The sequence below is a fragment of the Lysobacter olei genome, from assembly GCF_054777355.1.
On record NZ_BAAHAT010000006.1, the window covers coordinates 92,863 to 114,210 of the forward strand.

19 protein-coding genes are annotated in these 21,348 nt (G+C 67.3%); 12 read left to right on the top strand and 7 right to left on the bottom strand.

From position 1 onward, the window contains the following. Positions 1-69: 69 nt before the first annotated feature. Positions 70-2,295 (top strand): TonB-dependent receptor, encoded by a 2,226-nt coding sequence (locus ACYVBS_RS10375; RefSeq protein WP_460823502.1) that lies wholly within the window; start codon positions 70-72, stop codon positions 2,293-2,295. Positions 2,296-2,456: 161 nt separating this feature from the next. Continuing rightward, positions 2,457-5,807, top strand: a complete 3,351-nt coding sequence (locus ACYVBS_RS10380; RefSeq protein ID WP_460823503.1) for a hybrid sensor histidine kinase/response regulator — start codon at positions 2,457-2,459, stop codon at positions 5,805-5,807. Between the two features lie 60 nt (positions 5,808-5,867). Here the strand turns inward: ACYVBS_RS10380 and ACYVBS_RS10385 are convergent, their stop codons facing one another. Beyond that, on the bottom strand, positions 5,868-6,533 hold the full coding sequence (locus tag ACYVBS_RS10385; protein WP_460823504.1) for a response regulator transcription factor: 666 nt from the start codon (positions 6,531-6,533) through the stop codon (positions 5,868-5,870). Between the two features lie 111 nt (positions 6,534-6,644). Between ACYVBS_RS10385 and ACYVBS_RS10390 the strand changes: the two genes are divergently transcribed. The 6 genes from ACYVBS_RS10390 to ACYVBS_RS10415 all read left to right on the top strand — a co-directional run bounded on the left by ACYVBS_RS10390 (position 6,645) and on the right by ACYVBS_RS10415 (position 12,494). Continuing rightward, positions 6,645-8,537 (top strand): 3-hydroxybutyrate oligomer hydrolase family protein, encoded by a 1,893-nt coding sequence (locus tag ACYVBS_RS10390; RefSeq protein WP_460823505.1) that lies wholly within the window; start codon positions 6,645-6,647, stop codon positions 8,535-8,537. Between the two features lie 183 nt (positions 8,538-8,720). Next, positions 8,721-9,338 (top strand): CDP-diacylglycerol--serine O-phosphatidyltransferase, encoded by a 618-nt coding sequence (pssA, locus tag ACYVBS_RS10395; RefSeq protein WP_460823506.1) that lies wholly within the window; start codon positions 8,721-8,723, stop codon positions 9,336-9,338. Between the two features lie 71 nt (positions 9,339-9,409). Then, the gene (gene phaE / locus ACYVBS_RS10400; protein WP_460823508.1) at positions 9,410-10,705 is read left to right on the top strand and encodes a class III poly(R)-hydroxyalkanoic acid synthase subunit PhaE; all 1,296 of its coding nucleotides are present in this window, start codon (positions 9,410-9,412) and stop codon (positions 10,703-10,705) included. A gap of 1 nt (position 10,706) precedes the next feature. After that, on the top strand, positions 10,707-11,792 hold the full coding sequence (locus ACYVBS_RS10405) for a class III poly(R)-hydroxyalkanoic acid synthase subunit PhaC (protein ID WP_460823509.1): 1,086 nt from the start codon (positions 10,707-10,709) through the stop codon (positions 11,790-11,792). A gap of 64 nt (positions 11,793-11,856) precedes the next feature. Further along, positions 11,857-12,057 (top strand): PspC domain-containing protein, encoded by a 201-nt coding sequence (locus ACYVBS_RS10410; RefSeq protein WP_460823511.1) that lies wholly within the window; start codon positions 11,857-11,859, stop codon positions 12,055-12,057. Next, a complete protein-coding gene (locus ACYVBS_RS10415) occupies positions 12,027-12,494 on the top strand; it encodes a hypothetical protein (protein ID WP_460823512.1) in 468 nt (155 codons plus the stop codon). Before ACYVBS_RS10410 ends, ACYVBS_RS10415 begins: the two co-directional genes overlap by 31 nt. A 161-nt stretch (positions 12,495-12,655) precedes the next feature. Here ACYVBS_RS10415 and ACYVBS_RS10420 read toward each other — a convergent pair whose 3' ends face one another. From ACYVBS_RS10420 to ACYVBS_RS10445, 6 genes are all read right to left on the bottom strand, one after another. After that, positions 12,656-13,027, bottom strand: a complete 372-nt coding sequence (locus ACYVBS_RS10420) for a hypothetical protein (RefSeq protein WP_460823513.1) — start codon at positions 13,025-13,027, stop codon at positions 12,656-12,658. Positions 13,028-13,206: 179 nt separating this feature from the next. Continuing rightward, positions 13,207-14,010 carry an NRDE family protein gene (locus tag ACYVBS_RS10425; protein ID WP_460823514.1) on the bottom strand — a complete coding sequence of 268 codons (804 nt, stop codon included), beginning with the start codon at positions 14,008-14,010 and terminating at the stop codon, positions 13,207-13,209. A 272-nt stretch (positions 14,011-14,282) separates the two neighbouring features. Further along, positions 14,283-15,065 (bottom strand): DUF2894 domain-containing protein, encoded by a 783-nt coding sequence (locus ACYVBS_RS10430; RefSeq protein WP_460823516.1) that lies wholly within the window; start codon positions 15,063-15,065, stop codon positions 14,283-14,285. Further along, on the bottom strand, positions 15,062-15,706 hold the full coding sequence (locus ACYVBS_RS10435) for an OmpA family protein (protein ID WP_460823517.1): 645 nt from the start codon (positions 15,704-15,706) through the stop codon (positions 15,062-15,064). The genes ACYVBS_RS10430 and ACYVBS_RS10435 overlap by 4 nt, the downstream gene beginning before the upstream one ends. Continuing rightward, positions 15,703-17,958 carry a DUF802 domain-containing protein gene (locus tag ACYVBS_RS10440; protein WP_460823519.1) on the bottom strand — a complete coding sequence of 752 codons (2,256 nt, stop codon included), beginning with the start codon at positions 17,956-17,958 and terminating at the stop codon, positions 15,703-15,705. The genes ACYVBS_RS10435 and ACYVBS_RS10440 overlap by 4 nt, the downstream gene beginning before the upstream one ends. Before the next feature lies 1 nt (position 17,959). Then, positions 17,960-18,655, bottom strand: a complete 696-nt coding sequence (locus ACYVBS_RS10445) for a DUF3348 family protein (protein WP_460823520.1) — start codon at positions 18,653-18,655, stop codon at positions 17,960-17,962. 232 nt (positions 18,656-18,887) lie between these two features. Here ACYVBS_RS10445 and ACYVBS_RS10450 point away from each other — a divergent pair, with 232 nt between their 5' ends. The 4 genes from ACYVBS_RS10450 (at position 18,888) to ACYVBS_RS10465 (ending at position 21,240) form a co-directional block, all read left to right on the top strand. Further along, positions 18,888-19,610, top strand: coding sequence for an META domain-containing protein (locus ACYVBS_RS10450; RefSeq protein ID WP_460823521.1), 723 nt, complete (start codon positions 18,888-18,890; stop codon positions 19,608-19,610). 3 nt (positions 19,611-19,613) lie between these two features. Next, positions 19,614-20,144 (top strand): alpha/beta hydrolase, encoded by a 531-nt coding sequence (locus ACYVBS_RS10455; RefSeq protein WP_460823523.1) that lies wholly within the window; start codon positions 19,614-19,616, stop codon positions 20,142-20,144. 23 nt (positions 20,145-20,167) lie between these two features. Continuing rightward, on the top strand, positions 20,168-20,593 hold the full coding sequence (locus ACYVBS_RS10460; protein WP_460823524.1) for a hypothetical protein: 426 nt from the start codon (positions 20,168-20,170) through the stop codon (positions 20,591-20,593). 224 nt (positions 20,594-20,817) lie between these two features. Next, positions 20,818-21,240, top strand: a complete 423-nt coding sequence (locus ACYVBS_RS10465) for an OsmC family protein (RefSeq protein WP_460823525.1) — start codon at positions 20,818-20,820, stop codon at positions 21,238-21,240. Positions 21,241-21,348: the final 108 nt, after the last annotated feature.

Below are 21,348 nucleotides of genomic sequence, written 5' to 3' on the forward strand. Positions count from 1 at the left end.
ATGGTGGGACCGTCCCATCAGGCGATGGCCAATGCCGCGCCACTACGAAATCGGGGGAGGAGTGCCGTAATGGGTCGTAGCAAGAACAGCCGCAAGTACCTGAGCCTGGCCATCGCCAGTGCGCTGCTGGCGCCGGCGGCGTGGGCGCAGGAATCGGCACCGGCGGGTCAGCAGGCCCAGCAGGCCACGACGCTGGACAAGATCACGGTAACGTCGCGAAAGCGCGAGGAGACCCTGCAGGACGTTCCGGTGGCGGTGACCGCGTTTACGCCGGAAACCCTGGACAAGCTCAACATCCAGGACCTGGGCGACCTGGATGCACAGGTGCCGAACCTGACGATCTATGCGGCACGCGGTTCGACGAGCACGGTGACCGCCTACATTCGTGGCGTCGGCCAGGCCGATCCGCTGTGGGGCGTCGACCCGGGCGTGGGTATCTACCTGGATGACGTATACATCGCACGTCCGCAGGGCGCACTGCTCGACGTGTTCGACGTGGAGCGTATCGAGGTGCTGCGCGGACCGCAGGGCACGCTGTACGGCAAGAACACCATCGGCGGCGCCATCAAGTACGTCTCGCGCGGGCTTCCCACCTCGCTGGACGGATTTGGCTCGGTCTCCATCGGCAACTACAACCAGCTCGATGTGAAGGGCGCCATCGGCGGTCCGATCGGCGGCGCTGACAGTGGTCTGCGCGGTCGCGTGTCGGTGGCCAGCATGAACCGGGACGGTTTCGGCGAGAACCGTTACACCGGCCAGGATGTCAGCGACAAGGAAATCAACGCTGCGCGCTTCGAGTTGGGCGCCTACGCCAGCGAGGACTTCGACGTCCGCGTGGCCTTCGACTGGATGGACGACCAGTCGGGCGTGCGCGGTGCAAAGATGCTGGCCCCCAGCGCGCTGGCCCCGGCGTTCCCGCCGCTGGATGACCGTTACGACATCCGCAGCGGCATGAAGAATGTCAACGACACCTCCATGAAGGGGGCATCGCTGACCGCCAACTGGCGTTTGAACGACGACCTGAGCCTCAAGTACGTCGTTGCCAAGCGCGAGTCGGATACCGAGACCAACATCGACTTCGACACCACGCCGCTGACCCTGGTGGACGTGCGCGCGTTCTATAGCGATGAGCAGGTCAGCAATGAGCTGCAGGTCAACTATGACGGTGGCGGACGCTCGCGTGGCGTGATGGGCCTGTACTGGTTCGACGGTGACGCCGGCGGGCAGGTGCTGAACCACTTCTACAACCCCAATGTGCCGCGTGGCCTGACCAATCCGTTGTTCGGCGATACCCAGGGCGTGGTCAACACGTCCAGCATCGCGGTTTACGCTGATTGGACGTTTGACCTGACTGAGCAGCTGAAGCTCGACGTCGGCGCGCGTTACACCGATGAAGACAAGCACGCCGTCGCGCTCAACCGTTTCTATACTGGCCTGGACTACACCACGTCGTGGGGCACCGCTGCCAACTTCGACAAGACGGTCAACTTCAAGAACGTGTCCCCGAAGGTGTCGCTGGACTACCAGCTCACGCCGGACATCATGGTCTACGGCTTGGCGTCGCGTGGCTTCAAGTCGGGTGGCTACAACATCCGCGCCAACACCACCTCCATCCCGCGCTCGGGCGAGCCGTTCGATGACGAGCAGGTCGACAGCTTCGAAATCGGCAGCAAGATGTCGCTGCTCGACCAGCGCCTGTTCCTGAACCTGGCCTACTTCCACAACAAGTACGAGGACATCCAGCTTTCGGTGTTCACCTCGTTCACGCTGCCCAACGGCTCGCAGAGCTTCTTCGGCGATTTCACCAATGCCGGCAAGGGCACCGTGCAGGGCGTGGAAGTGGAATACCAGTTCCTGCCGAGCAACCACTGGGTCATCAGCGGCAACCTGGCGTGGCTGGACGCCGAGTACGACGAGTTCATCAGCGCGGGCGTCAATGTGGCCGATAGCCAGTACTTCACCAACGCACCGGAGTTCTCCGGCGCCATGAACGTGGAGTGGCGTACCGATCTGGCGAATGGCGGCAACCTGTCGGCGCGCGTTGGCTATTCGTACCAGACCGAGGTGTGGCCCACCACGGACCTGAGCCCGGTGATCAAGCAGGATGGCTACGGCCTGCTGAGTGCGGGCGTGATCTGGAAGATCGACAACGCCTGGTCGCTCTCGCTGCAGGGCAGCAACCTGGCCGACGAAGAATACCGTACGACCGGCTACAACATCCCGGCCTACGGCGTGCTGACCGGCTTCTATGGCCCGCCGCGCCAGTACACCCTGACGGCGCGCTACGACTTCTGACCGGCCCCGAAACGGTCAGGGTGCACGACGGGTCCCGGCGACGGGGCCCGTCGTTGCGTTTTTAGTTATGCTCGAAGCCACGGCGGCCCGCGCGCCCATGCCATCGTGCAGTCGCCACAGGTCTGACCGGAACGCTGAAGGGAAGGGGAGTCCACGCGCGAATGCTGAGTTTCACCGTGGTCGCGCTGGCCAGCCTGGTGTGGCTGGCCCTCATGTTCGGCACCGCGTTGTGGGCAGAAAAGCACCCGGGCGTGCTTGGCCGCCACTGGCGCCACATCTACGCGCTGTCTCTCGCTGTGCATTGCACGTCGTGGACGTTCTACGGCACCGTCACGCAGGCGTCGCGCTACGGGTGGCCGCTGCCGCCGACCTTCCTCGGCGCAATCATGCTGTACGCGCTGGCCGTTGCTTTCATGATGCGACTGGTGCGACTGGCACGCGAGAGCAATGCCACCTCGCTCGCCGATCTGATCGCCACGCGGTTGGGCAAAGACGCCTGGCTGGCCGCCACGGTCACGCTGGTGGCGGCGCTGGGCCTCATCCCTTACATCGCGCTGCAGCTCAAGGCGGTGGCGATGAGCTTCTCCATGCTGACCACGCGGTCCGCGTCCGATGCGGCCGGGCCGGCGTGGCAGGACATCGCCCTGTACGTGGCGTTGGCGATGGCGGTGTTCGCCATGTTGTTTGGTACCCGGCGCGCCTCCGCCACCGAGCACAACCGCGGCCTGGTGCTCGCGATGGCGTTCGAATCGGTGTTCAAGCTGGCGGCGATGCTCGCGTTGGGGTGCTTTGTCTGGTTTGGGTTGGACATCCCTGAGTTGCCTGCGCCCGCCAAGCTACCCGCGACGTCCACTGCGGCCGGCGGGTTCATGCCGCTGGTGTTGCTGGGCGCGATGGCGATGTTCATCCTGCCGCACCAGTTCCACATTGCCGTGGTGGAGTGCCGTGATGAGCGCGATGTGCGCACCGCCCGCTGGCTGTTCCCCCTGTACTTGGTGCTGATCGCGTTGCCGGTGCTGCCGCTGGCGAAGGCCGGGCAGGCTCTGCTTGGTGGACAGGTGCCCTCCGACCTGTACGTATTGGCACTGCCACTGTCGCAGGGACATGAGGCACTGGCGCTGTTTGGGTTTCTGGGAGGCCTGAGCGCGGCGACGGGCATGGTGGTGGTCAGCACCCTGACCCTGAGCTTGATGATTGGCAACCACTGGTTCGCCCCGGGGTTGTTGCGGGGCGCATGGTCACGCCATGACGGCGGCGATCTGCGCGGTCACGTGCTGCTGCTGCGCCGCGGTGGCATCGTCGCGACGATGCTGTTGGCGTGGGCCTACAGCCGCCTGATTGCCGGCAGCGATGCGCTGGCCGACGTCGGCGCTGTTTCATTCTCCGCGTTGGCGACACTGGTGCCGGCGTTGGGGTTTGCGGTCTGGCGGCCGAAAACACCAGCGCGCGCCGCGCAGGCGGGCATCGTGGTCGGTTTCATTGCCTGGGCATGGGTGCTGCTGGTGCCCATGACGCTGGAGATGCAGGGGGTATCCCCGGCTTGGGCGGCCGCCGGTCCCTTCGGCCAGACCTGGCTAGCGCCCGACGCGCTGTTCGGACTGACGGGATGGAGCCGGTTAGGACGCGCCGTGGGCGCCAGCCTGTTCGTGGGTACCCTCGGCACGCTGGTGGCCGCACTTTGGCAAAACGATGCGCCCCGCAAGGCACGGCTGGGCCTGGACGCGCGCGCACTGCGCGACGCCGGCCTGCGATTCCTCGCGCGTGATCGTGTGGACCAGTTGCTGGCGGGCGCCACCGACGAAGGCGCCGTGCCGGCCGAGGTGGAGGCGCAGATGGAGCGCGAACTCGCTGCGGTGCTCGGTACCGCCTCGGCCCGCGTGCTGCTCGATGCGGCACGCCGCGAGGCAGGTCGCGACCTCGACACTGTCGCGGCCATCGTCGGTGTTGCCTCGGCCGACCTGCGTTTCAACCAGCGCGTGCTGGAGGCCGCACTGCAGAACATGTCGCAGGGCATCAGCGTGGTTGATGCGCAATTGCGGCTGGTGGCTTGGAACCGCCGATACGTCGAGATCTTCGGCTACCCGGAGGACCTCTTGCAGGTCGGGCGCCCCATCGCCGATCTCGCGCGCTGGGCGTTGGCGAAGGTGCCGCACGGACCGGATACCGAGCACGCGCTGGAGCGTAGGCTGGCCTTCATGCGCGCAGGCACGCCGCATCTGTCGGAACGCGTGCTGCCTGACGGCACCATCATCGAGATCCGCGGCAACCCCATGCCGGGTGGTGGCTTCGTGGCCACGTTCACCGATGTCACGGAATTCCGGCATGCGGAAGCCGGGCTGATCCAGGCCAATGCCACGTTGGAGCAGCGTGTGGCCGAGCGCACCGTGGACCTGGAGGCCGCCAAGCGCGAGGCAGAACGCGCCAACGACGCCAAGAGCCGCTTTCTAGCCGCCATCGGCCATGACCTGATGCAGCCGCTGCACGCGGCGCAGCTGTTCACCGATGCGCTGTCGCAGCAGGTGCAGGACCCGGCGCAGCGCGCCACCATCGGCCAGATCGATGGCGCGCTCGATTCCACCAGCGATCTGCTCAACGGCCTGCTGGATATGTCGCGGCTGGAGGCGGGTGGGCTGGAGGCACAGCTTCGCGAGCTGCCGATCGCGGAAGTGCTGGATCCGCTGGCATCGGAGTTCCGGGCTATCGCGGCGGCGCGCGGATTGCGCTTCCGCTACGTGCCCAGTTCGGCCTGGGTGCGCACCGATCCGCAACTGCTGCGCCGCGTGCTGCAGAACTTCCTCGCCAATGCGGTGCGCTACACGTCCTCGGGCTCGGTGCTGCTAGGCGTGCGCGTTGAACGCGATGTGCTGCGCATCGAGGTGCTCGACACGGGCCCGGGCATCGCGGTCGAGCAGCAGCTCCGCATTTTTGAAGAGTTTCGCCGGGGTGACGATGCGCCCGGGCAGGGGCTCGGGCTGGGACTTGCCATCGCCGATCGTATTGCCGAGCTGTTACAGGCGCCTATCGGGCTGCGCAGCCGACTTGGGCACGGCACCGCTTTCACGGTGGAGGTGCCTCGCGTGGACAGCCGCCCGCGCGTGGTCACGCCACCCCAGGTGCAGCGCGTCGCGCTGGCGGGCACGCGCGTGCTGGTGCTCGATAACGATGCCGTTGCACTTGAGGCGTTGGCGCACCTGTTGCGCACCTGGGGCTGCGAGGTGCTAACCGCCGTCAACGGGGAGCAGGCGGCCGAGGCGCTGTCCACCGCGCCGGTCGCGCTCTGGCTGTTCGACTACCACCTCGACGATGGCGACACCGGTCCGGCGGTAGTGGAGCGCCTGGCCGCGCGTTTCGGCGCGCGCCCGACGGTGATCCTGAGTGCAGACGCCAGTGAAGCCGTGCGGCGAGACGTGCAGGCGGTGGGGTTCACATTCCTGCGCAAGCCGCTCAAACCGCTGGCGTTGAAGTCGGTACTGGACCGGTTGCTGGTATCGCGGGAGTTGCAGCCGGCGTAAGCACAGGACATCGACTTGTCCGCTGCACAGGTATTCCTGGGCATGTGTAGCTGGGCCAGGTCAGCCCGCCATCTGCCGCGCCGGGTCGCTGAGTTCCAGTTCGCGCAGGATCACACCGGCCTGCGTGCGATTGCGCACACCCAAGCGCTCGAAGATGGCCGACAGGTGTGCCTTCACCGTGCGCTCCTGCACGTCCAACCGGTCGGCGATCTGCTTGTTTAACAGCCCCTGTGCCACGTAGGTCAGCACGCGGAACTGTTGCGGTGACAGGCTGGCCAGGCGCGAGGCAAGGTCGGTGTCAGTGCTGGAACTTTGCGTGCGTGCCACCGCCGCTCGCAGCGAGGACGGCAGCCATTGTTCGCAAGCGAGTACGGCGCGTACCGCATCACGCAATTCCTCGAGCCCCGAACTCTTGGGCAGGTAGCCGGCGGCCCCATGGTCCAGCGCGCGCCGAACCACGCGGGGATCATCGTTGGCCGACACGACCACCACCGCCACCTCCGGGTGCTGCGCGCGCACGGCGGCCAGTCCGGCCAGCCCATGGTTGCCGGGCATGTGCAGGTCCAGCAGCACAAGGTCGATGCCGGGGTCGGCGTCCAGCGCCGCCAGCACGCCGTCCAGGCTGTCCGTCTCGGCCACCACGGTGTCCGGCACGGCATCGGTGGCCGCCTGGCGCAGGGCGGCGCGGAACAGCGGGTGGTCGTCGGCGATGAGGAGTGAAGGCATGGCGTACTCGGTTTCGCGCCTAGCCTAGCAAGCCGGCCGGGTCCTGTGCGTTGCAGCGAGGTGGTACCAAAGTACGATGAGGCGCGAGGCGGAGATTGCTAGGCTCGTGGCATGAACATTCTCCTGATTCGTGGCCGTCAGAATGGCAGCCGCCTGCAAACGTCCCGTCGCACAATGCATGCGCTGCGCTTGCTCTTGGCCTTTGGCGCGGTCGCGGCAATGATGGGCTGCAGCAGCCTCGGCGCCCCCCGAGCCACCGGAGACCGCACCGTGTTTGGCCCCACGCGCATCACCGACCATCGCGGCAACGATGACCTGCTGACCGCCGGCCTCGGCCTCGATGGCTTGCGTGCGATGACGCCCCCGGCCTTCGCCGACACCGCAGCGCCCACACCTGCGGAACTTCGCCGCCGCGCGCTGTGGGCGAATTGGCGTGGCATCGCCGATCTGGCGCCGGGTGGCGGCTACGGCAGCCTGTATGGCAGCACGGCCACGGTGCCGGGCCGCGAGTTCAGCGCGTTTGCGACCGTTCCGGGCGCGACGCAGCCGCATCGCGTGCTGGTGCAGGTGCCGGATGCGTTCGATCTCAATCGGCGTTGCGTCGTGGTGACCGCAGCCTCGGGCTCGCGGGGTGTCTACGGCGCCATCGCGGTGGCGGGGGCGTGGGGCTTGCCCAAGGGCTGCGCCGTGGCGCACACCGATAAAGGCGCGGGGACCGACTATTTCGATTTGGACAGCGGGCAGGGTGTACGCCTGGACGGTACCGTCGGTAGCGCGGCCGATGGCTTGGCCTTCGCGCCGCATGCGCCTGCCGGCAGCACCGGCGTGGCCTTCAAGCACGCACATTCCGGCGACAACCCGGAGGCCGACTGGGGCCGCCACGTAAAGCAGGCGGCGGAGTTTGCGCTGCAGTCGCTGAGCACGGCGTTCCCGCAGGCCGCGCCGTTCACTTTCGACAATACCCGCGTCATCGCCGTGGGTATCTCCAATGGCGGAGGCGCGGTGCTGCGCGCGGCCGAGCTGGAAGGTGACTGGCTGGATGCCGTGGTGGCGGGCGAGCCCAACGTGCTGGTGGAAGGCCACGGCAGCCGCGCTCTTTACGATTACACCACGGAGGCCGCGTTGCTGATGCCGTGCGCGCTGCTGCACCCGGCGCTGGCACCGTTGCCGCAGCCGCCGCTGCAGGCGCAGGTGGCGCCGTTGTGGGCTGCCCAGTGCGCGGCGGTGAAACAGATGGGACTGGTGGAAGGCGCCGACACGGTCGCGCAGGCCGCCTCGGCTTATGGACGGATGCGTGACGCCGGCTGGACCGACGAGGCCCTGCGTGCCGGCGCGTTGTCGGCCGGCTTCGACCTCTGGCGTTCGGTCGCGGTGACCTACGCCGCCGCGTACACGCGTGCCTCGTTGGGCGCCCAGCCCTGTGGCTACCGCTTCACGGCCATGGATGCCGGCGGCAAGCCGCGCGCCGCGACGCCCGCAGAGCGTGCCGCGTGGTGGAGCGACGCCAGTGGCATCCCGCCGGGTGCGGCCGTCTTTGCGTTGCCCCCAGCAGGCTCAAATCCCATGAATGACCTGCAGTGCCTGCGCGCGCTGTGGACCGACACCACCGACGCGCAGGCGACGCAGTTGCACCGAGGCGTGGCCGAGACCCGTGCCGGTTGGCCCCGCGCCGGATTGCCGGTGGTGGTGGTGCATGGCACCAGCGATGGCCTGATTCCCATGTCCTTCAGCAGCGCGCCTTACGTTGCGGGCGCCAAGGCGGCCGGTCGTGACGTGCGTTTCTGGCAGGTCCGCAATGCCCAGCACTTCGACGGCTTCCTCGGTTTGCCGGACTATGCCGCGCGCTACGTGCCGCTGCTGCCGTATGTCTACCAGGCTTTGGATCGTGTGCAGGCGCACCTGGACGGTGTCGGCGTACTCCCGGCCGATGCGGTGATCCCCACGGTGCCCCGCGGCGCCGGCAACGCATTGGAAACGCGCCACCTTGCCATGCCGACGGAGTAAGTCGCGCTCCCCTGCAAGGGCGACCGCCTTGCAGTAAGGGGCAGGGCGGTCGTGCGCAGGAATGGACGCTCTCTGCCATCCGACGCAGGCCGCCCGAGATTTCGTGCTTGCCCTATTCACACCGTCTTTGGCACGCTGACAGGCTGAAGGTCACCCACTGACCTGCCGACGACAGGAGTCGCCATGTCGCGCCGTCATTTCTCCATGCTCCGTGAGTTCCACCTTGCGGACTGGTTTACCCTCGCCAACGCCTTCTGCGGCACCGGCGCCATCTTCGCCGCCATGCGCTTCCTGCAGGAGGGGGTCGTGCGCGACCTGATGATCGGCATGGCGCTGATCCCGCTGGCGTTCGTGTTCGACGCGCTCGACGGTCGCATCGCCCGCTGGCGAAAGTCCGCGTCCACCCTGGGGCGCGAGCTGGACTCGTTGGCCGACGTGATCTCCTTCGGGGTCGCACCCGCTGCACTGGCCTACGCCTGCGGCCTGCAGGGCGGATGGGACTGGGTGGTGCTGAGCTACTTCGTCGGCTGTGGCGTCAGTCGCCTGGCCCGCTACAACGTCACCGCCGAACAGCTTTCGGGCGACGAGGGCAAGGTCAAGTACTTCGAAGGCACGCCCATTCCGACCAGTCTGGTGCTGGTGATTGTCCTCGCGGTGGCGGCGGCGCAAGGGGCCATCGGTGACAACCTGTGGTTCGGCATGGTCCAGCTGGGGCCGTGGCAGTTCCACCCCCTCGTGCTGATGTTTGCCCTGTCCGGTTCGCTGATGATCAGCAAGACCCTGCACATCCCCAAGCCCTGAGGGTGTCACCGAAGGCTTGGCGCACCGCAACATTTCCGTTGCTATGATCTGCCCATACGCGGGAGGGCACGATGGCCAAGCAGGGTTTCGGAGCGATGGGCGGTTTTGGCGCGGATGAGTTCGACGCCATTGCCAAGCAGTACTGGAGCGCGTGGGGCGAGATGATGCGCGGTGCGGGCGCCAAGCCCGCCAATGCCGTGCCAGGCTGGGACGAAGCGGTGCGCTGGTGGTCGCAGCTGGCGCAGGGTGGACCGGCGCAGGCCAACGATGCCGTCGGCCGCTTCAACGCGCAGGCGCAGGGCTGGTTCGGGCAGATGCAGCAGTTGGCGGCGCAGTTCGCCGGCCAGAACGCCGATGCCAACGAGATCACCCGGGTCTGGAAGCAGATGCTGGGTGGCGCCAACGCCAACCCCTTCGCGGATGTGTTCAAGCACGTGCGCGGCCCCGGTCAGCACGATTTCGAAGCCTGGATCGAGCAGGTGCGTCCCTACCTGGACATGCTGCAGCACGATCGCGGGCGCTGGATGGACGTGCCTACGTTCGGCTTCGCGCGCGAGCACCAGGAGCGGTGGCAGGCTGCCGCCAAGGCGCAGGACGAATACCAGGCCGCCACCCAAGCGTTCAACACGCTGCTGGCCGAATCGGCGCAGACCGCGTTCGAGCGCTTTGAGCAGCTGTTGGCCGAGCGCAGCGAGCCAGGCCGCCAACTGACGTCCGCGCGTGCGCTGTTCGATCTGTGGATCGATGCGGCCGAAGACGCCTACGCGGAGCTGGCATTGTCACAGCGCTTCCGCGACGCATACGGGCACATGGCCAACGCACAGATGCGTGTGCGTCAGCACGTGCAGGACGAGATCGAGCGCGCCAGCGCGCTGCTGGGGGTGCCCGGCCGCACCGAAGTGGACGCCGCGCACCGCAAGATCGTGCAGCTGGAGCGCGAAGTGCGCCGCCTGCGTGACCTGGTGCATGCCATGTCGGCGACGCCGGCGACCCGTCCCGCGCCCGTGCAGGCCAGCGCGTTCTCCGATGCCATTGGCACGTTGCGACGCAAGACCGGCGCACAGGTCGCCGCCGCACCGCGCGCGGCGGCAGAGAAGTCGAGGGCCGGCACAAAGGCGAGCAAGACCCCGAGCCGTGCAGCAAAAGCCGTGGGCGCTTCCAGTGCGAAGGCGAACACGTCGGTGCCGGCCAAGCGCAAGGTGGCAACGGCCGGCCAACCCGCCGCGCAGGCACGGGCTGCGGGCGCGGCCTCGGCCACCCGCTCCCGCAATATCGCCCCGGCGGCCAAGGTCGCTCAGCCAGCGCGCAACGCAAAGGCGACGGCCCGCAAGCCGACGGTGAGCAAGACCAGCAAGGGAGTCCGCTGACATGAACGCTTTCGACAGCTTCGGTCCACTGGGCTTCACCCCGCAGTCGCTGGCCGAAGAGGCCGCACAACTGCAGCACAAGCTCGCCGCCGGCCTGGAAACGCTGACCCAAGTGGATGACGTCACCTACGGCGCCACCCGCCGCGAGGAAGTCTGGCGCGACGGCAAGGTCGTGCTGTACCGCTTCATCGGCGAGCGCGCGTCCACCGCCAAGGTGCCTCTGCTGCTGGTGTACGCGCTGGTCAACCGTCCGTACATGGTCGACCTGCAGAGCGACAAGTCCATCGTCCGCGGTCTGCTCGAGCGCGGCGAGGATGTCTACGTGCTCGACTGGGGCTACCCCGACCGCTCCGACCGCTACCTCGAACTGGAGGATTACATCCAGCGCTGGATCGGCGGCGCCGTGGACCACCTGCGCAGTGCCTATCACCAGGACGCCATCAACCTGCTCGGCATCTGCCAGGGCGGTGCGTTCTCGCTGTGCTACAGCGCGCTCAACCCACGCAAGGTGCGCAACCTCATCACCATGGTCACTCCGGTGGACTTCCACACCGAGGGCAACATGCTGTCCAACTGGGCGCGCAGCCTGGACGTGGACCTGTTCGTCGACACGCTGGGCAACGTGCCGGCGGACCTGATGAATTTCACCTACCTGCAGCTCAAGCCGTGGCGGCTGTTCGTGCAGAAGTACGTGGGCCTGGTCGACATCCTCGACAACAAGCAGGCCCTTGAAGATTTCCTGCGCATGGAGAAGTGGATCTTCGACTCGCCTGACCAGGCCGGTGAAGCCTTCCGCCAGTTCATGAAGCAGTTCTACCAGGGCAACGGGTTCGTGAAGGGCGGCATCGACATCGGTGGCCACCCCGTGGACCTGATGCACGTGGACATGCCCGTGCTCAACATCTTCGCCGAGCAGGACCACCTGGTCCCGCCCGAGGCGTCGAAGGCACTGGGTGGTCTGGTGGGCAGCCGCGATTACAGCGAGCTGTCGTTCCGCGGCGGCCACATTGGCATCTACGTTTCCAGCCGGGCCCAGCGTGAGGTGCCGCAGGCGATCCACGACTGGCTGGCGGCGCGCTCGCGCTGACCGTCACATGCCCCGGCGGCGGGCCCGCGCTATGCTCGCCGCCGAGGCCACAAGGACCGACGCCATGAACACCCCGCGCCCGTTCACCCGTTCCCGTTCCGACCGCATGATCGCCGGCGTCCTGGGCGGCATCGCCCAGCGCTTCGGCTGGAGCTCCACGCTGCTGCGCGCCATCTTCGTGATCGTCTCGATCGCCTCGGCGGCGTTCCCGGGCATCCTGGTGTACCTGATCCTGTGGCTGCTGATGCCGGAGGAGGGCGCCTGAGCCCTTGGTTGCATCGCGCTGGGCAGGTGCTTGGCATTGCGTGGGCGTCTCCCAACACCGTGCTGGGGTTGATGGCCGGCATGGTCGGCATGGCCTTCGGCGCGCACGTGCACTTGCGGCCGCAGGACTTGGCGGTGGTATTCCACCGCTGGCCGTGGGGTCCCGGCGGCGCGCTGACCATGGGCAATGTGATCCTGCACACCGGCGACACACTGGATTCGCCCTGCATTACCTATGCGCACCGCGCCGGACACGGCGAAGACCCGCACATCACGCTTGCCGACCACGAGCGCGCGCACGTGTACCAGTACATGGTGCTGGGGCCGCTGTTCCTGCCGGTGTATCTGTTGTGCGGCGGTGTCAGCGTGCGCAATCCATTCGAGCGCGCCGCCGATCGTTACGCTCTCAGCGGGCGCGGCTGGTGGCCGTGGACCTGAGGGCCGGCACGCCGTGTCCTGACTCGAGGGGCCCCTACGGAAAAAACGCGACGCACGTGGTTGCCCACGTGCGTCCGCGAGAATCGCCAGACCTGCGGCTCCTGGAGCGGGGACGAGGAAGTGTCCGGAACCGCAGGCCGGCGAATGGAGCCACCTATGGCTTAGTTGCCGTCGGTGTTGTTCTTGCCATCGGCAGCCGCGTTGGCCTCTTCGGCAGCGTCCTGGGCCTGCTCGGCGGCATCGGCGGCCTTTTCGGCAGCGTCAGCCAGGTCGTCGCGGCGGGTCACTTCGTCGCCAGCCACGGCCTGCGCGGTGGTGGCGGAAGCGTCGGCAGCGGCGGCGGCGGCGTCAGCAGCGGCCTGGGCCGCGGTGGCGGCTGCAGCGTCGCCGGTGGCGGCGGCGTTGTTGGCGGCTTCCTGCGCTTCGGTGGCGGATTCGGCAGCATCCTGCGCCGACATGTTCGCCTGATCCTTGTTGCAGGCGCCCAGCGCCAGCACGAAGGCCATCGCGAGAAGGGTCTTGGTCGTGTTCATCGTGTGCTCTCCTGGAACGCGTTGGTGCGTCGCAGGCACATTGCCGCCGGGCATGTGAAAGCCGCGGCAATGCCAAACCTCCCGAAGGGAAATTGTTCAGGTTGAGAATTGGCGATGCTGTGCGGTCCACGAACATGGGCTCGCGCCGTAGTCCGGCGGCATGCGGGGCTGAACCAGTCTCAGCGAACGCTTTCGGGCAAAGGCAATGTGTGGGCGGTCTGACCGGTCACGTGGCCTTCCGGTCCGAAACGCCTCTCCACGAAGAGCAGCCGCCCGGATTCCACCAGCACCACCGTGCTGCAGCGCGTCCCATAGCGATCGTTGCGCACGAACGGTGGCGACAGCATGCGCTCCAGCTCCAGACCCACGCCGGTGTCGGGCAAGGCGTCGTCCGGCGCAGGCGTGGTATCCGCCAGCGCCTGGAACAACGGTTCCAGTGATGTGACGTCATCGGTCTCGCGGGTGGCGGACATGTCGTTCGACAGCCAGGTCGACAGTGCGGCCGTCGCGTGGCCGCCCTTGGGCCACCTTGCATCAAGCGCGCCGTTGGACATCGCATGCACGCCGGGTTCGATGGGGCGCGTGGCGAAGGATGGGGCGTTGGTGGCGAAGGCCAGCGTCGATCCATCCCACGCCAGCAGGTTGAAACGGCCGTAGTCAGGGGCGCCAGGTGCCAACGACGCACACCAGTCGGGCGCCGAAGCGTCGTCCTGCACGAAGCCGGTCACCAGACAGCCTCGGGAGCGCGGAGCCGTTTCCGCGGCAAGGCCGCGGCGGACGTTGGTCACGGCGGCCAAGCGGCCCAGCGAAGACACCATCAGCCAGCTGCCGCCCTGCAACTGGTCACGGCCACCCAATACGTTGGGCAGGTCGGGGTAGGTGCCAGCGGGAAGCGTGGGGCGCGCGTGGGACTCGTCGCGGTTGGCGATCAGCGCCAACGGGTAACGGGGGTGGACACGCCAGGCAACGGCAATCAGGCACATGTGCGCATGCTAGCCCACCGGCCGACGAACGGCGCCTGTTTATTTACATGGAGCTAACAGGCAGGCGCGTAAAGTTCGACTTGCCGGAGAAAAAGCGAGAAACAACCTGTTTCCTGCAATCGCTCCGACTGGAAGGCTCAGCCACCCGGGACACGTTTCCGAGGACTGGGCCTTCTTCATGTCTGGCGTTTGCCTTTAATGGGGCCTCGGGCTATTTCGCCTGCGCCATGCTCAGATGGCGTTCGCAGGGGAACGGCGCAAATTGCGGGCGCTTATGCCTTCCGGCTTCGGGGCTTGGCTGCAACGCGCTTGCTACCGCTCTTGTTGCGAGGCGGGTTCTCGCCCGAGTTTGCGACGCTGCCGCATAGCGGTTCCAAGGCCGACACAGCATCCACGTACGCCAGGAAATGCTCGAGGTACTCCGGCGACAGCGCGTGCATCCTCGCCAGCGCACGGTGCACCAGACTGACCGAGTTGAGCGGGCCCGCATCGGCGGGTGCCGAAGCAAGCGCTTCACGCAGTTGGGCCCGGGAGCGAACTTCAGCGCAGGCCCGGCGGATATCTTCAAACGCGGCATGTTCGGCGCGTTGGAGTGACATGGGCCGCCCAGGGCTGGCGCTGGCTGCGCCGTGCCCAGCGACGCTGGCATTGGATCCGAAGTTGGCGCTGGCACTACCTGCGTCTGCGTCGGCTTCGGTACGTGTGCCCCTAGCATCACCGGCGGCAACTTGCGGCGTGTCATACCGGACGCGGTCGCTGGCATGGCGGCCCGCTCCATGACGATCAAATTGCCGGATCAGTTCCGCCAGTGCGCTATTCGGTCGCGCGCGGTCGCCCGGATCCACGAGTTCAGTTGGGCGTGGCGTTTCTCCCGCGAGCTCGGTCAGCAATTCAGCCACCCGCGCGTCGAGCAGTTGCCGTACCTCGCCTGTCTGCGTGGCCGCGCGCCGTTCCAAAGCCTCGACGCGCGCCAGCCGGAGCGTACCAAGTGGCGCGCCATTCACGGCCCGCAAAGCCTCCAGCCTGGACCGCAGGTTTGGGCTGCCGTCGCTCATGGGGTGCCGGGGGCGGCCTTTGCCGGTCGCGGCATGGGCGCGATCTCCACGCGGCGATTGCGCGCGCGGCCTTCCTCGTTGGCATTGGAGCTGACCGGCTGCTGCGAACCGAACGCGGCGGCAAACACCGAGGACGGCGGCACGCCCGCGTCGATCAGCGTGCGGGTCACGGTCAGGGCGCGCTGCGCCGACAGCTCCCAGTTGTCGGCGAAGTGGCGGTTGCTGTCGCTCACCAGACGGTCGTCGGTGAAACCGCTGACCATCAGAATCTCCTCGCGCGCGCGCAGGTATTCGGCCAACGGGCTTGCCAGCGACTTCAGCAGCTCGCGACCGTCGGGCTGCAAGCGGTCGGAGTTGAGTGCGAACAGCACGTTGCCGCGGATACCGATGCGGCCATTCACCAGCGTGACCCGACCTTGGGCCAGTGGGACCGCCAACACCTGTTCCAGCGTCTGCATCTGCTTGGCGGCCTGTTCACGCTTGCGGACTTCCTCGTCCAACTGGTGCGAGAGGCGCATCTGCACCGCGATCACGCCGACCAGGATCAGCGCGAACACGCCCAGCAGCACCGACATCAGGTCGCCGAACGCGGCCCAGACGGCGGTGGAGGCGTCGACGTCGCCGTCGTGCTCCACGCTCATGCCACGTCCGCCCCGGCCCGCTGCTCGGACAGTTGCTGCAGCTCGCCGATGATCTGCTTTTGCGCGAGCACGCTCAGGTCGATGACCTCACGCGCCTGCGCCACGTAGTACGCCAGTTGCTCGTCGCTGCGCGACAGCGATTGGTCCAGCGCGGCCTCGATGGCCTGCAGGCGCGTGACCAACTGGTCGTTGGACTCGCCGAAGCGCTGCACCGCCGCGCCGAACGCATCGCCCAGGCTGGCCACTTCGATCGCGCCGGCGGCGATGCGGGTAGCGGCGGCATCCAGCTTGCCGGTCTCGGCTTCGATGTGCGAAGTGAAGCGGTTGCCTACCCGGTCGAGCAGGTCCGCGCTGGTGGAGATCAGCGCGTCCACCGCCGTGCGCTGTTCGGTGGAGGCGTGGTTGATCGCGTTGAGCAGCGTGTCGACGGTCGCCAGCAGGCGGCCGCGCTCTTCCAGCACCGCGGTGTCACGGGCCATGCTGTCGGACAACTTCTGGCGCAGTTCGGCGATGACCTCCGCGGCGGCCTTGGGCGCCTCGGAGGCGGTCTGCACCAGGCGCGAAATTTCGGCGATGGTGTCTCGGGCATGCGCCTGCGTCTGCGCCGTGATTTCATCGGCGGTGCGGGCCAACGTGTCGCACAGGTCTTGCTGGCGACTCGCTGCGCGCTCGCCGGCCTGCTCCCAGCGGACAACCAGCGGCTGGGTCATGTCGTCGAAGGATTGCGCCCAGGCGGCCATGCGCTGCTGCGCGTTGACGTCCAGCGTGGCCTGCAGCTCCGCGTGCGAGTGCTGCACGGCCTGCACCAGCGCGGCCGCATGTGCCTCGAACGTGCTTGCCGCGGTTTCCAGCGCCGTCTGGTTGCGGGTCGCCAGCTCGGTGCCGGCTGTGAGCTGGCGGGCCACGGCTTCCGTCCACGCGGCCTCCTGGCGTGCCGCGGCGTCTGCCGATGCGGTCTCGTGGCGTGCAGCGGCATTGGCCCAGGCAGTCTCGTGGCGAGTTGCCGCCTCGGACCACGCGGCTTCATGGCGCGAGGCCGCTTCGGTCCACGCCGTGGATTGACGTACCGCAGCCTCATCCCACGCCGCGGTTGCTCGTGCAGTGGCCGCATCGAAGCGCGCCGCGACGGTGTCCACCACGCCTGCCGAACGCTGCTCAAAGGCTTCGTTGAAGCGCTCCAGCGAGGCGCGCAGATCGTGCACCAGCGCGTCGTTGGCTTGGCGCTGGTCGGCGAGCGAGCCGGTCCACAGCCCTGCGACGGTGGCCGTGGTGTTCTGGAACTCCGACGCCAACCCCGCGACCTGCTGCTGCACGGCCTGCATCGCGTTTTCTTGCAACGTGGCGGCATTGCGCGCAATGGCGGACATGGTGGCTTCCATCACCGGCTGCAGCGCAGCGCCCGTGGCGCGGGCGCTTTCGGAGGCGCCTTCCATCAGCGACTGCTGCACGGAGGCGGCCAGCCGCGTGTGCACGGCTTCGGTGCGTTCGTGGAAGGCGGTCTGTTGCGCCAATTGGCGCTCGTTCGCCGCCAGGCTCTGCTGTTCCATCGTGGACAGCGTGGCCTGCAGCTGCGCCACCAGCGTCGGCAGGGTGTCGGCCTGGCGCTGCAGCAGCTTGAAGGCCTCATCGCGCTGGTGTGGCTGCGAGAACGGCCGCAGCGTGGACGCAATGGCCGCGTCCAGTCCCTGCGCCGCCTCCACGCGTTCGCGGCGGCACAGCGCGGCCAGCAACCCGAGCATGGCCGATGCCGCCACGCCCGCGATGGACGTGCCGAAGGCGAACGCCAGGCCTTTCACCGGGGCGGCGATGGACGCACGCAGGGCAGCCAGGTCCGAGGCGCTTTCCAGTGCCAGCCCGGTGCCGCGCAGCGTGTTCATCATGCCCAGCAGCGTGCCCAGCATGCCGAGCAGCACCAGCAGGCCGACCAGGTACGGCGTCAGCGCCGGCGCTGGAAGCGGCACGCGGCCGCCGTCGACGCGCTGGCGTACGGCGTCGCGCAGGGACGGGTGCAGCTGGCCCAGCCACGCACCCAGGTCTGCGACCGGCTGCGCCGCCGCTTCCAAGGCGCGCACCAGCGTGGCCGTGGCCTGCCGATAGCGCCGCAGCTCCAATGCGCCGGCCACATAACAGCCCGCGATCAGCAGTACCACCGCCAACGCCAGCAGGTTGGTGCCGAGGTAGCCCGCGCCGATCCAGCCGATGGCGGCCAGTCCAGCAATGAAGATGGCGCGGTAGAGCAGGTGCTTGGGCATGTCAGGGAGTCACGGTGGTGCGCAGGGCCGAAACGAGGCCCTCGCTGGGTTGCAGACGGAGGTCGAGTTCGGCCAGCAGCAGGCTCTGCATGTCCTGGCGGAACACATCGAGCCAGCGGGCCGAGGGGGAGGTGGCGTCAGGCGCGGCGGCCGCGGCCAGGCGAAGGCGATCGAAGTGCTGGGCCAGCCACTCGGGGAGCCTCGCCAGCAGGGCGCGCTCCTGGCGGCCCAGCGCGCGCTCCATGACGGCGTCCATGGCGGCCAGTGGCGCCAGCTCCGGCGCCTGTTGGGTCATCAGACCGCGCAGTCGACCGCGCAGGTGGCCGATGTCAGCCTCCATCACCTGCTGCAGGGCGGTGTAACGCTGGCGGAAGAAGCTGGCGTCGGGCTGTGCCAGGTCGTTGCCGCTGGCGCCGGGCGCACTGGCAAACGCCCGGTCACCCACGATGGCCGCCATCAACGCGGCGCGAACGCGCGCGCATTCGCTGGCGTCGAGGGCCAGCGAGGGTGCAGTGTCGGGTGAACGCGCCACGGGCCGGGCATCCAGCGCCGAGGACAGCGCCACCGCCTGGGTCCACTCCAGCCATTGGCTCAGCCGGGCGGTGAGGGACGGGGCGGGGGCGGCAACGTCGGTCTCGCCCAGGCGGGCAAGCAGGCGGTGGAGCGCCGGGACCGGGGCCCGGAGGGCGTTGTGCACAGGCAGGTCTTGCGGAAAACCCGCGATTTTACACGCATTTAGCCCCGATCCTGCCCCCCGTCCAGCCACGGGCGGCGGGGTGTTGGCGAGACGCCACCGACTGCATCCATGTGGGGGCAGCCCCCGTATGCCGAATTGCACTACCCCAGGCCTCCCGGGGGTGACCGGGACCATCGCAGCCCCGCGTTGGCCGAACCGATGCCGCAACCATCGCTGACTTGTGGAGAAGCCCATGAACGTACGCCTTGCACTGTTGCCGATGACGGCCACCTGCCTGCTTGCCGGCTGTATGGCGCAATCTCCGGTCCGGGACGCCTCGTCGACGACGACCCGCTTCCTCTGCGACGGCGGAATCACGTTGACGGTGGCCTTCGCCGATGGCCGGGCCACCGTTGAATCGCCGGGTGGCATGGCCGAAATGGCCGCACAGCCGGCGGGTTCCGGCTTCGCCTATGCCGGCAGCGGCCAGAGCATCCGCGGGAAAGGGCATGAACTGCGCTGGACGAACGCCAACCAGGAAACCGTCACCTGTCGCGAGGAGAAATGGACGATGCAGCAGCCACAGGTCGAGCCCCCACGCAATGCCCTTGCCGGTACGCGCTGGAGCCTGATCGCGTTCCAATCGTCCGATGATGCGATCGGCACGGTCATTCCGCCAAATGTCGAGCGATACACCATGACCTTCGAGGAAGGCGGACGCCTGTTGCTGCAACTGGACTGCAACCGGGCTTCGGGGACCTGGCAGGTAACGTCGCAATCCACGCAGGGAGGCTCCGTCGCCCTGCAGGGTGGGCCCATGACGCGGGCGATGTGCCAGACGGGTGCGATGGACACGCGACTGGCACGTGACCTTGCGCGCGTTCGCTCCTTCACGCTGAAACAGGATCGGCTCTACCTCGCGTTGGAGGCCGATTCCGGCATTTATGAGTTCAAGCGCTCTTCCGAAGACGGGTGAGACATGGTGCTCCGGCTGATTACGTGGGTAGCATTGCTGGTGGGCGTGCTGGCCATCGTCACGGTGTATGTCACTCCGTGGCCCAGCGTGCTGGTGATTCGAACCATCTTCGATCGCGGGGCGGAGCAGGCTTCCGCCGCGCTGGCGTCAAAGGTGCCGACGGACATTTCGGTCGAATCCGGGCTGACTTACGACGCCACTGACCCCGATGCACGCTTCGACATCTATCGCGGCGCCAAGGTCACGCCCGCGGCGCCCACGATCGTATGGTTCCATGGAGGTGGCTTCGTGTCAGGGCGACGCAGCGACGTTGCCAATTACCTGAAGATCCTGGCCGGGCGCGGGTTCCACGTCGTCAACGTGGAGTACGCCATTGCACCGGAGGCGGCGTATCCAACCCCGATCCGGCAGGCGAACAAGGCGTTGGCCCACCTCCGCGCCAACGCAGGCCAGCTGCGGATCAACGCGGACAAGATCGTGCTGGCCGGTGATAGCGCGGGGGCGCAGATCGCGGCGCAGACCGCGGCGATCTGAGCAATCCAGACTACGCGCGCGCCGTGGGCATTGCCCCGGGTATGGAAGCCGGACGAATCGCCGGGGCGCTGCTTCATTGCGGCGTGTACGACGTGACGAAGATGGGACAGGGCGGCGGAATACTGGGGTGGTTCGTCAAATCCACCTCGTGGGCCTACAGCGGAAAGCGCGACTGGCGCGATGCCGAAGGATTCGCAATGATGTCCATTGCGCCCCACGTCACCCCCGCATTTCCGTCGACATTCATCAGCGCCGGAAATGCAGACCCGCTGGCACCGCAGTCCAAGGCCATGGCGAGCGCGTTGGCATCGCAAGGCGTCGCGGTCACTGAACTGTTCTATTCGCCCGATTACCAGCCACCCCTGGCCCATGAGTACCAGTTCAACCTGGATACCGAGGCAGGACGCCTTGCTCTCGATCGCTCGGTTTCCTGGCTCGGATCACTGTGAGCCACGACACCCGCTGACGCCCGGTACGATGGGGTCCGAATGGATCGCGCCTCGTGAGGGCACCTCCCCACTTTCGCCCAGTCAATTAGTCCTTCGACTTCGATTCAGCGCCGCTTGGATCGAGCTAGCCAATGAACGCCGACGGCGAGATGATCGATCTTCCCGGGCCATCATGAGCGTGTTTTTGGGGGGCAGGCGGGCGCCATTCGCCACGGGAGAGCGAAGTGAGTGAAGCAAAGACAAAGTTGACCTTCAACGTGCGCGCGACGCGTCGCGATGCCCATGGCAGCTACGCTGACTGCAAGGACGCGCGGATCGAACTGGACACCGACCTGGCGGGTCGGCGTGACGCGTTCAATCCAGCGGAGTTACTCCTCGCAGCCCTGTCGGCTTGCATGATCAAAGGAATCGAACGGGTGGTCCCGATACTCAAGTTCGAGCTCAAGGGGGTGGAGGTGCGGATCCACGGCGTCCGGCAGGATGTTCCCCCGCGGATGGAGTCGATCAGTTACGAAATCCTCGTGGACACGGACGAGTCCGATCGCCGTCTTGAACTCTTGCACGAAAACGTCACCAAATACGGGACGGTGTTCAACACCGTGTCGCCGGGGACGCAGCTTCACGGGACGCTTCGTCGGTTGGCCTGAGTCGCGCGTCTGAGCTTGGCTTATCCGCGTTGGCGGATTGGGGCTCGCCGGATGTCCGCCTCGGGCCGAAGCGAGGCACCAACGGGCATGTTTGCCCAGCATGGAGTG

Bases quoted from the DNA above. Each gene is read 5' to 3' on its own strand.
- ACYVBS_RS10375 (WP_460823502.1), top strand. From the start codon at position 70: ATGGGTCGTAGCAAGAACAGCCGCAAGTACCTGAGCCTGGCCATCGCC.
- ACYVBS_RS10380 (WP_460823503.1), top strand. From the start codon at position 2,457: ATGCTGAGTTTCACCGTGGTCGCGCTGGCCAGCCTGGTGTGGCTGGCC.
- ACYVBS_RS10385 (WP_460823504.1), bottom strand. From the start codon at position 6,533: ATGCCTTCACTCCTCATCGCCGACGACCACCCGCTGTTCCGCGCCGCC.
- ACYVBS_RS10390 (WP_460823505.1), top strand. From the start codon at position 6,645: ATGAACATTCTCCTGATTCGTGGCCGTCAGAATGGCAGCCGCCTGCAA.
- pssA (WP_460823506.1), top strand. From the start codon at position 8,721: ATGTCGCGCCGTCATTTCTCCATGCTCCGTGAGTTCCACCTTGCGGAC.
- phaE (WP_460823508.1), top strand. From the start codon at position 9,410: ATGGCCAAGCAGGGTTTCGGAGCGATGGGCGGTTTTGGCGCGGATGAG.
- ACYVBS_RS10405 (WP_460823509.1), top strand. From the start codon at position 10,707: ATGAACGCTTTCGACAGCTTCGGTCCACTGGGCTTCACCCCGCAGTCG.
- ACYVBS_RS10410 (WP_460823511.1), top strand. From the start codon at position 11,857: ATGAACACCCCGCGCCCGTTCACCCGTTCCCGTTCCGACCGCATGATC.
- ACYVBS_RS10420 (WP_460823513.1), bottom strand. From the start codon at position 13,027: ATGAACACGACCAAGACCCTTCTCGCGATGGCCTTCGTGCTGGCGCTG.
- ACYVBS_RS10425 (WP_460823514.1), bottom strand. From the start codon at position 14,010: ATGTGCCTGATTGCCGTTGCCTGGCGTGTCCACCCCCGTTACCCGTTG.
- ACYVBS_RS10430 (WP_460823516.1), bottom strand. From the start codon at position 15,065: ATGAGCGACGGCAGCCCAAACCTGCGGTCCAGGCTGGAGGCTTTGCGG.
- ACYVBS_RS10435 (WP_460823517.1), bottom strand. From the start codon at position 15,706: ATGAGCGTGGAGCACGACGGCGACGTCGACGCCTCCACCGCCGTCTGG.
- ACYVBS_RS10440 (WP_460823519.1), bottom strand. From the start codon at position 17,958: ATGCCCAAGCACCTGCTCTACCGCGCCATCTTCATTGCTGGACTGGCC.
- ACYVBS_RS10450 (WP_460823521.1), top strand. From the start codon at position 18,888: ATGAACGTACGCCTTGCACTGTTGCCGATGACGGCCACCTGCCTGCTT.
- ACYVBS_RS10455 (WP_460823523.1), top strand. From the start codon at position 19,614: ATGGTGCTCCGGCTGATTACGTGGGTAGCATTGCTGGTGGGCGTGCTG.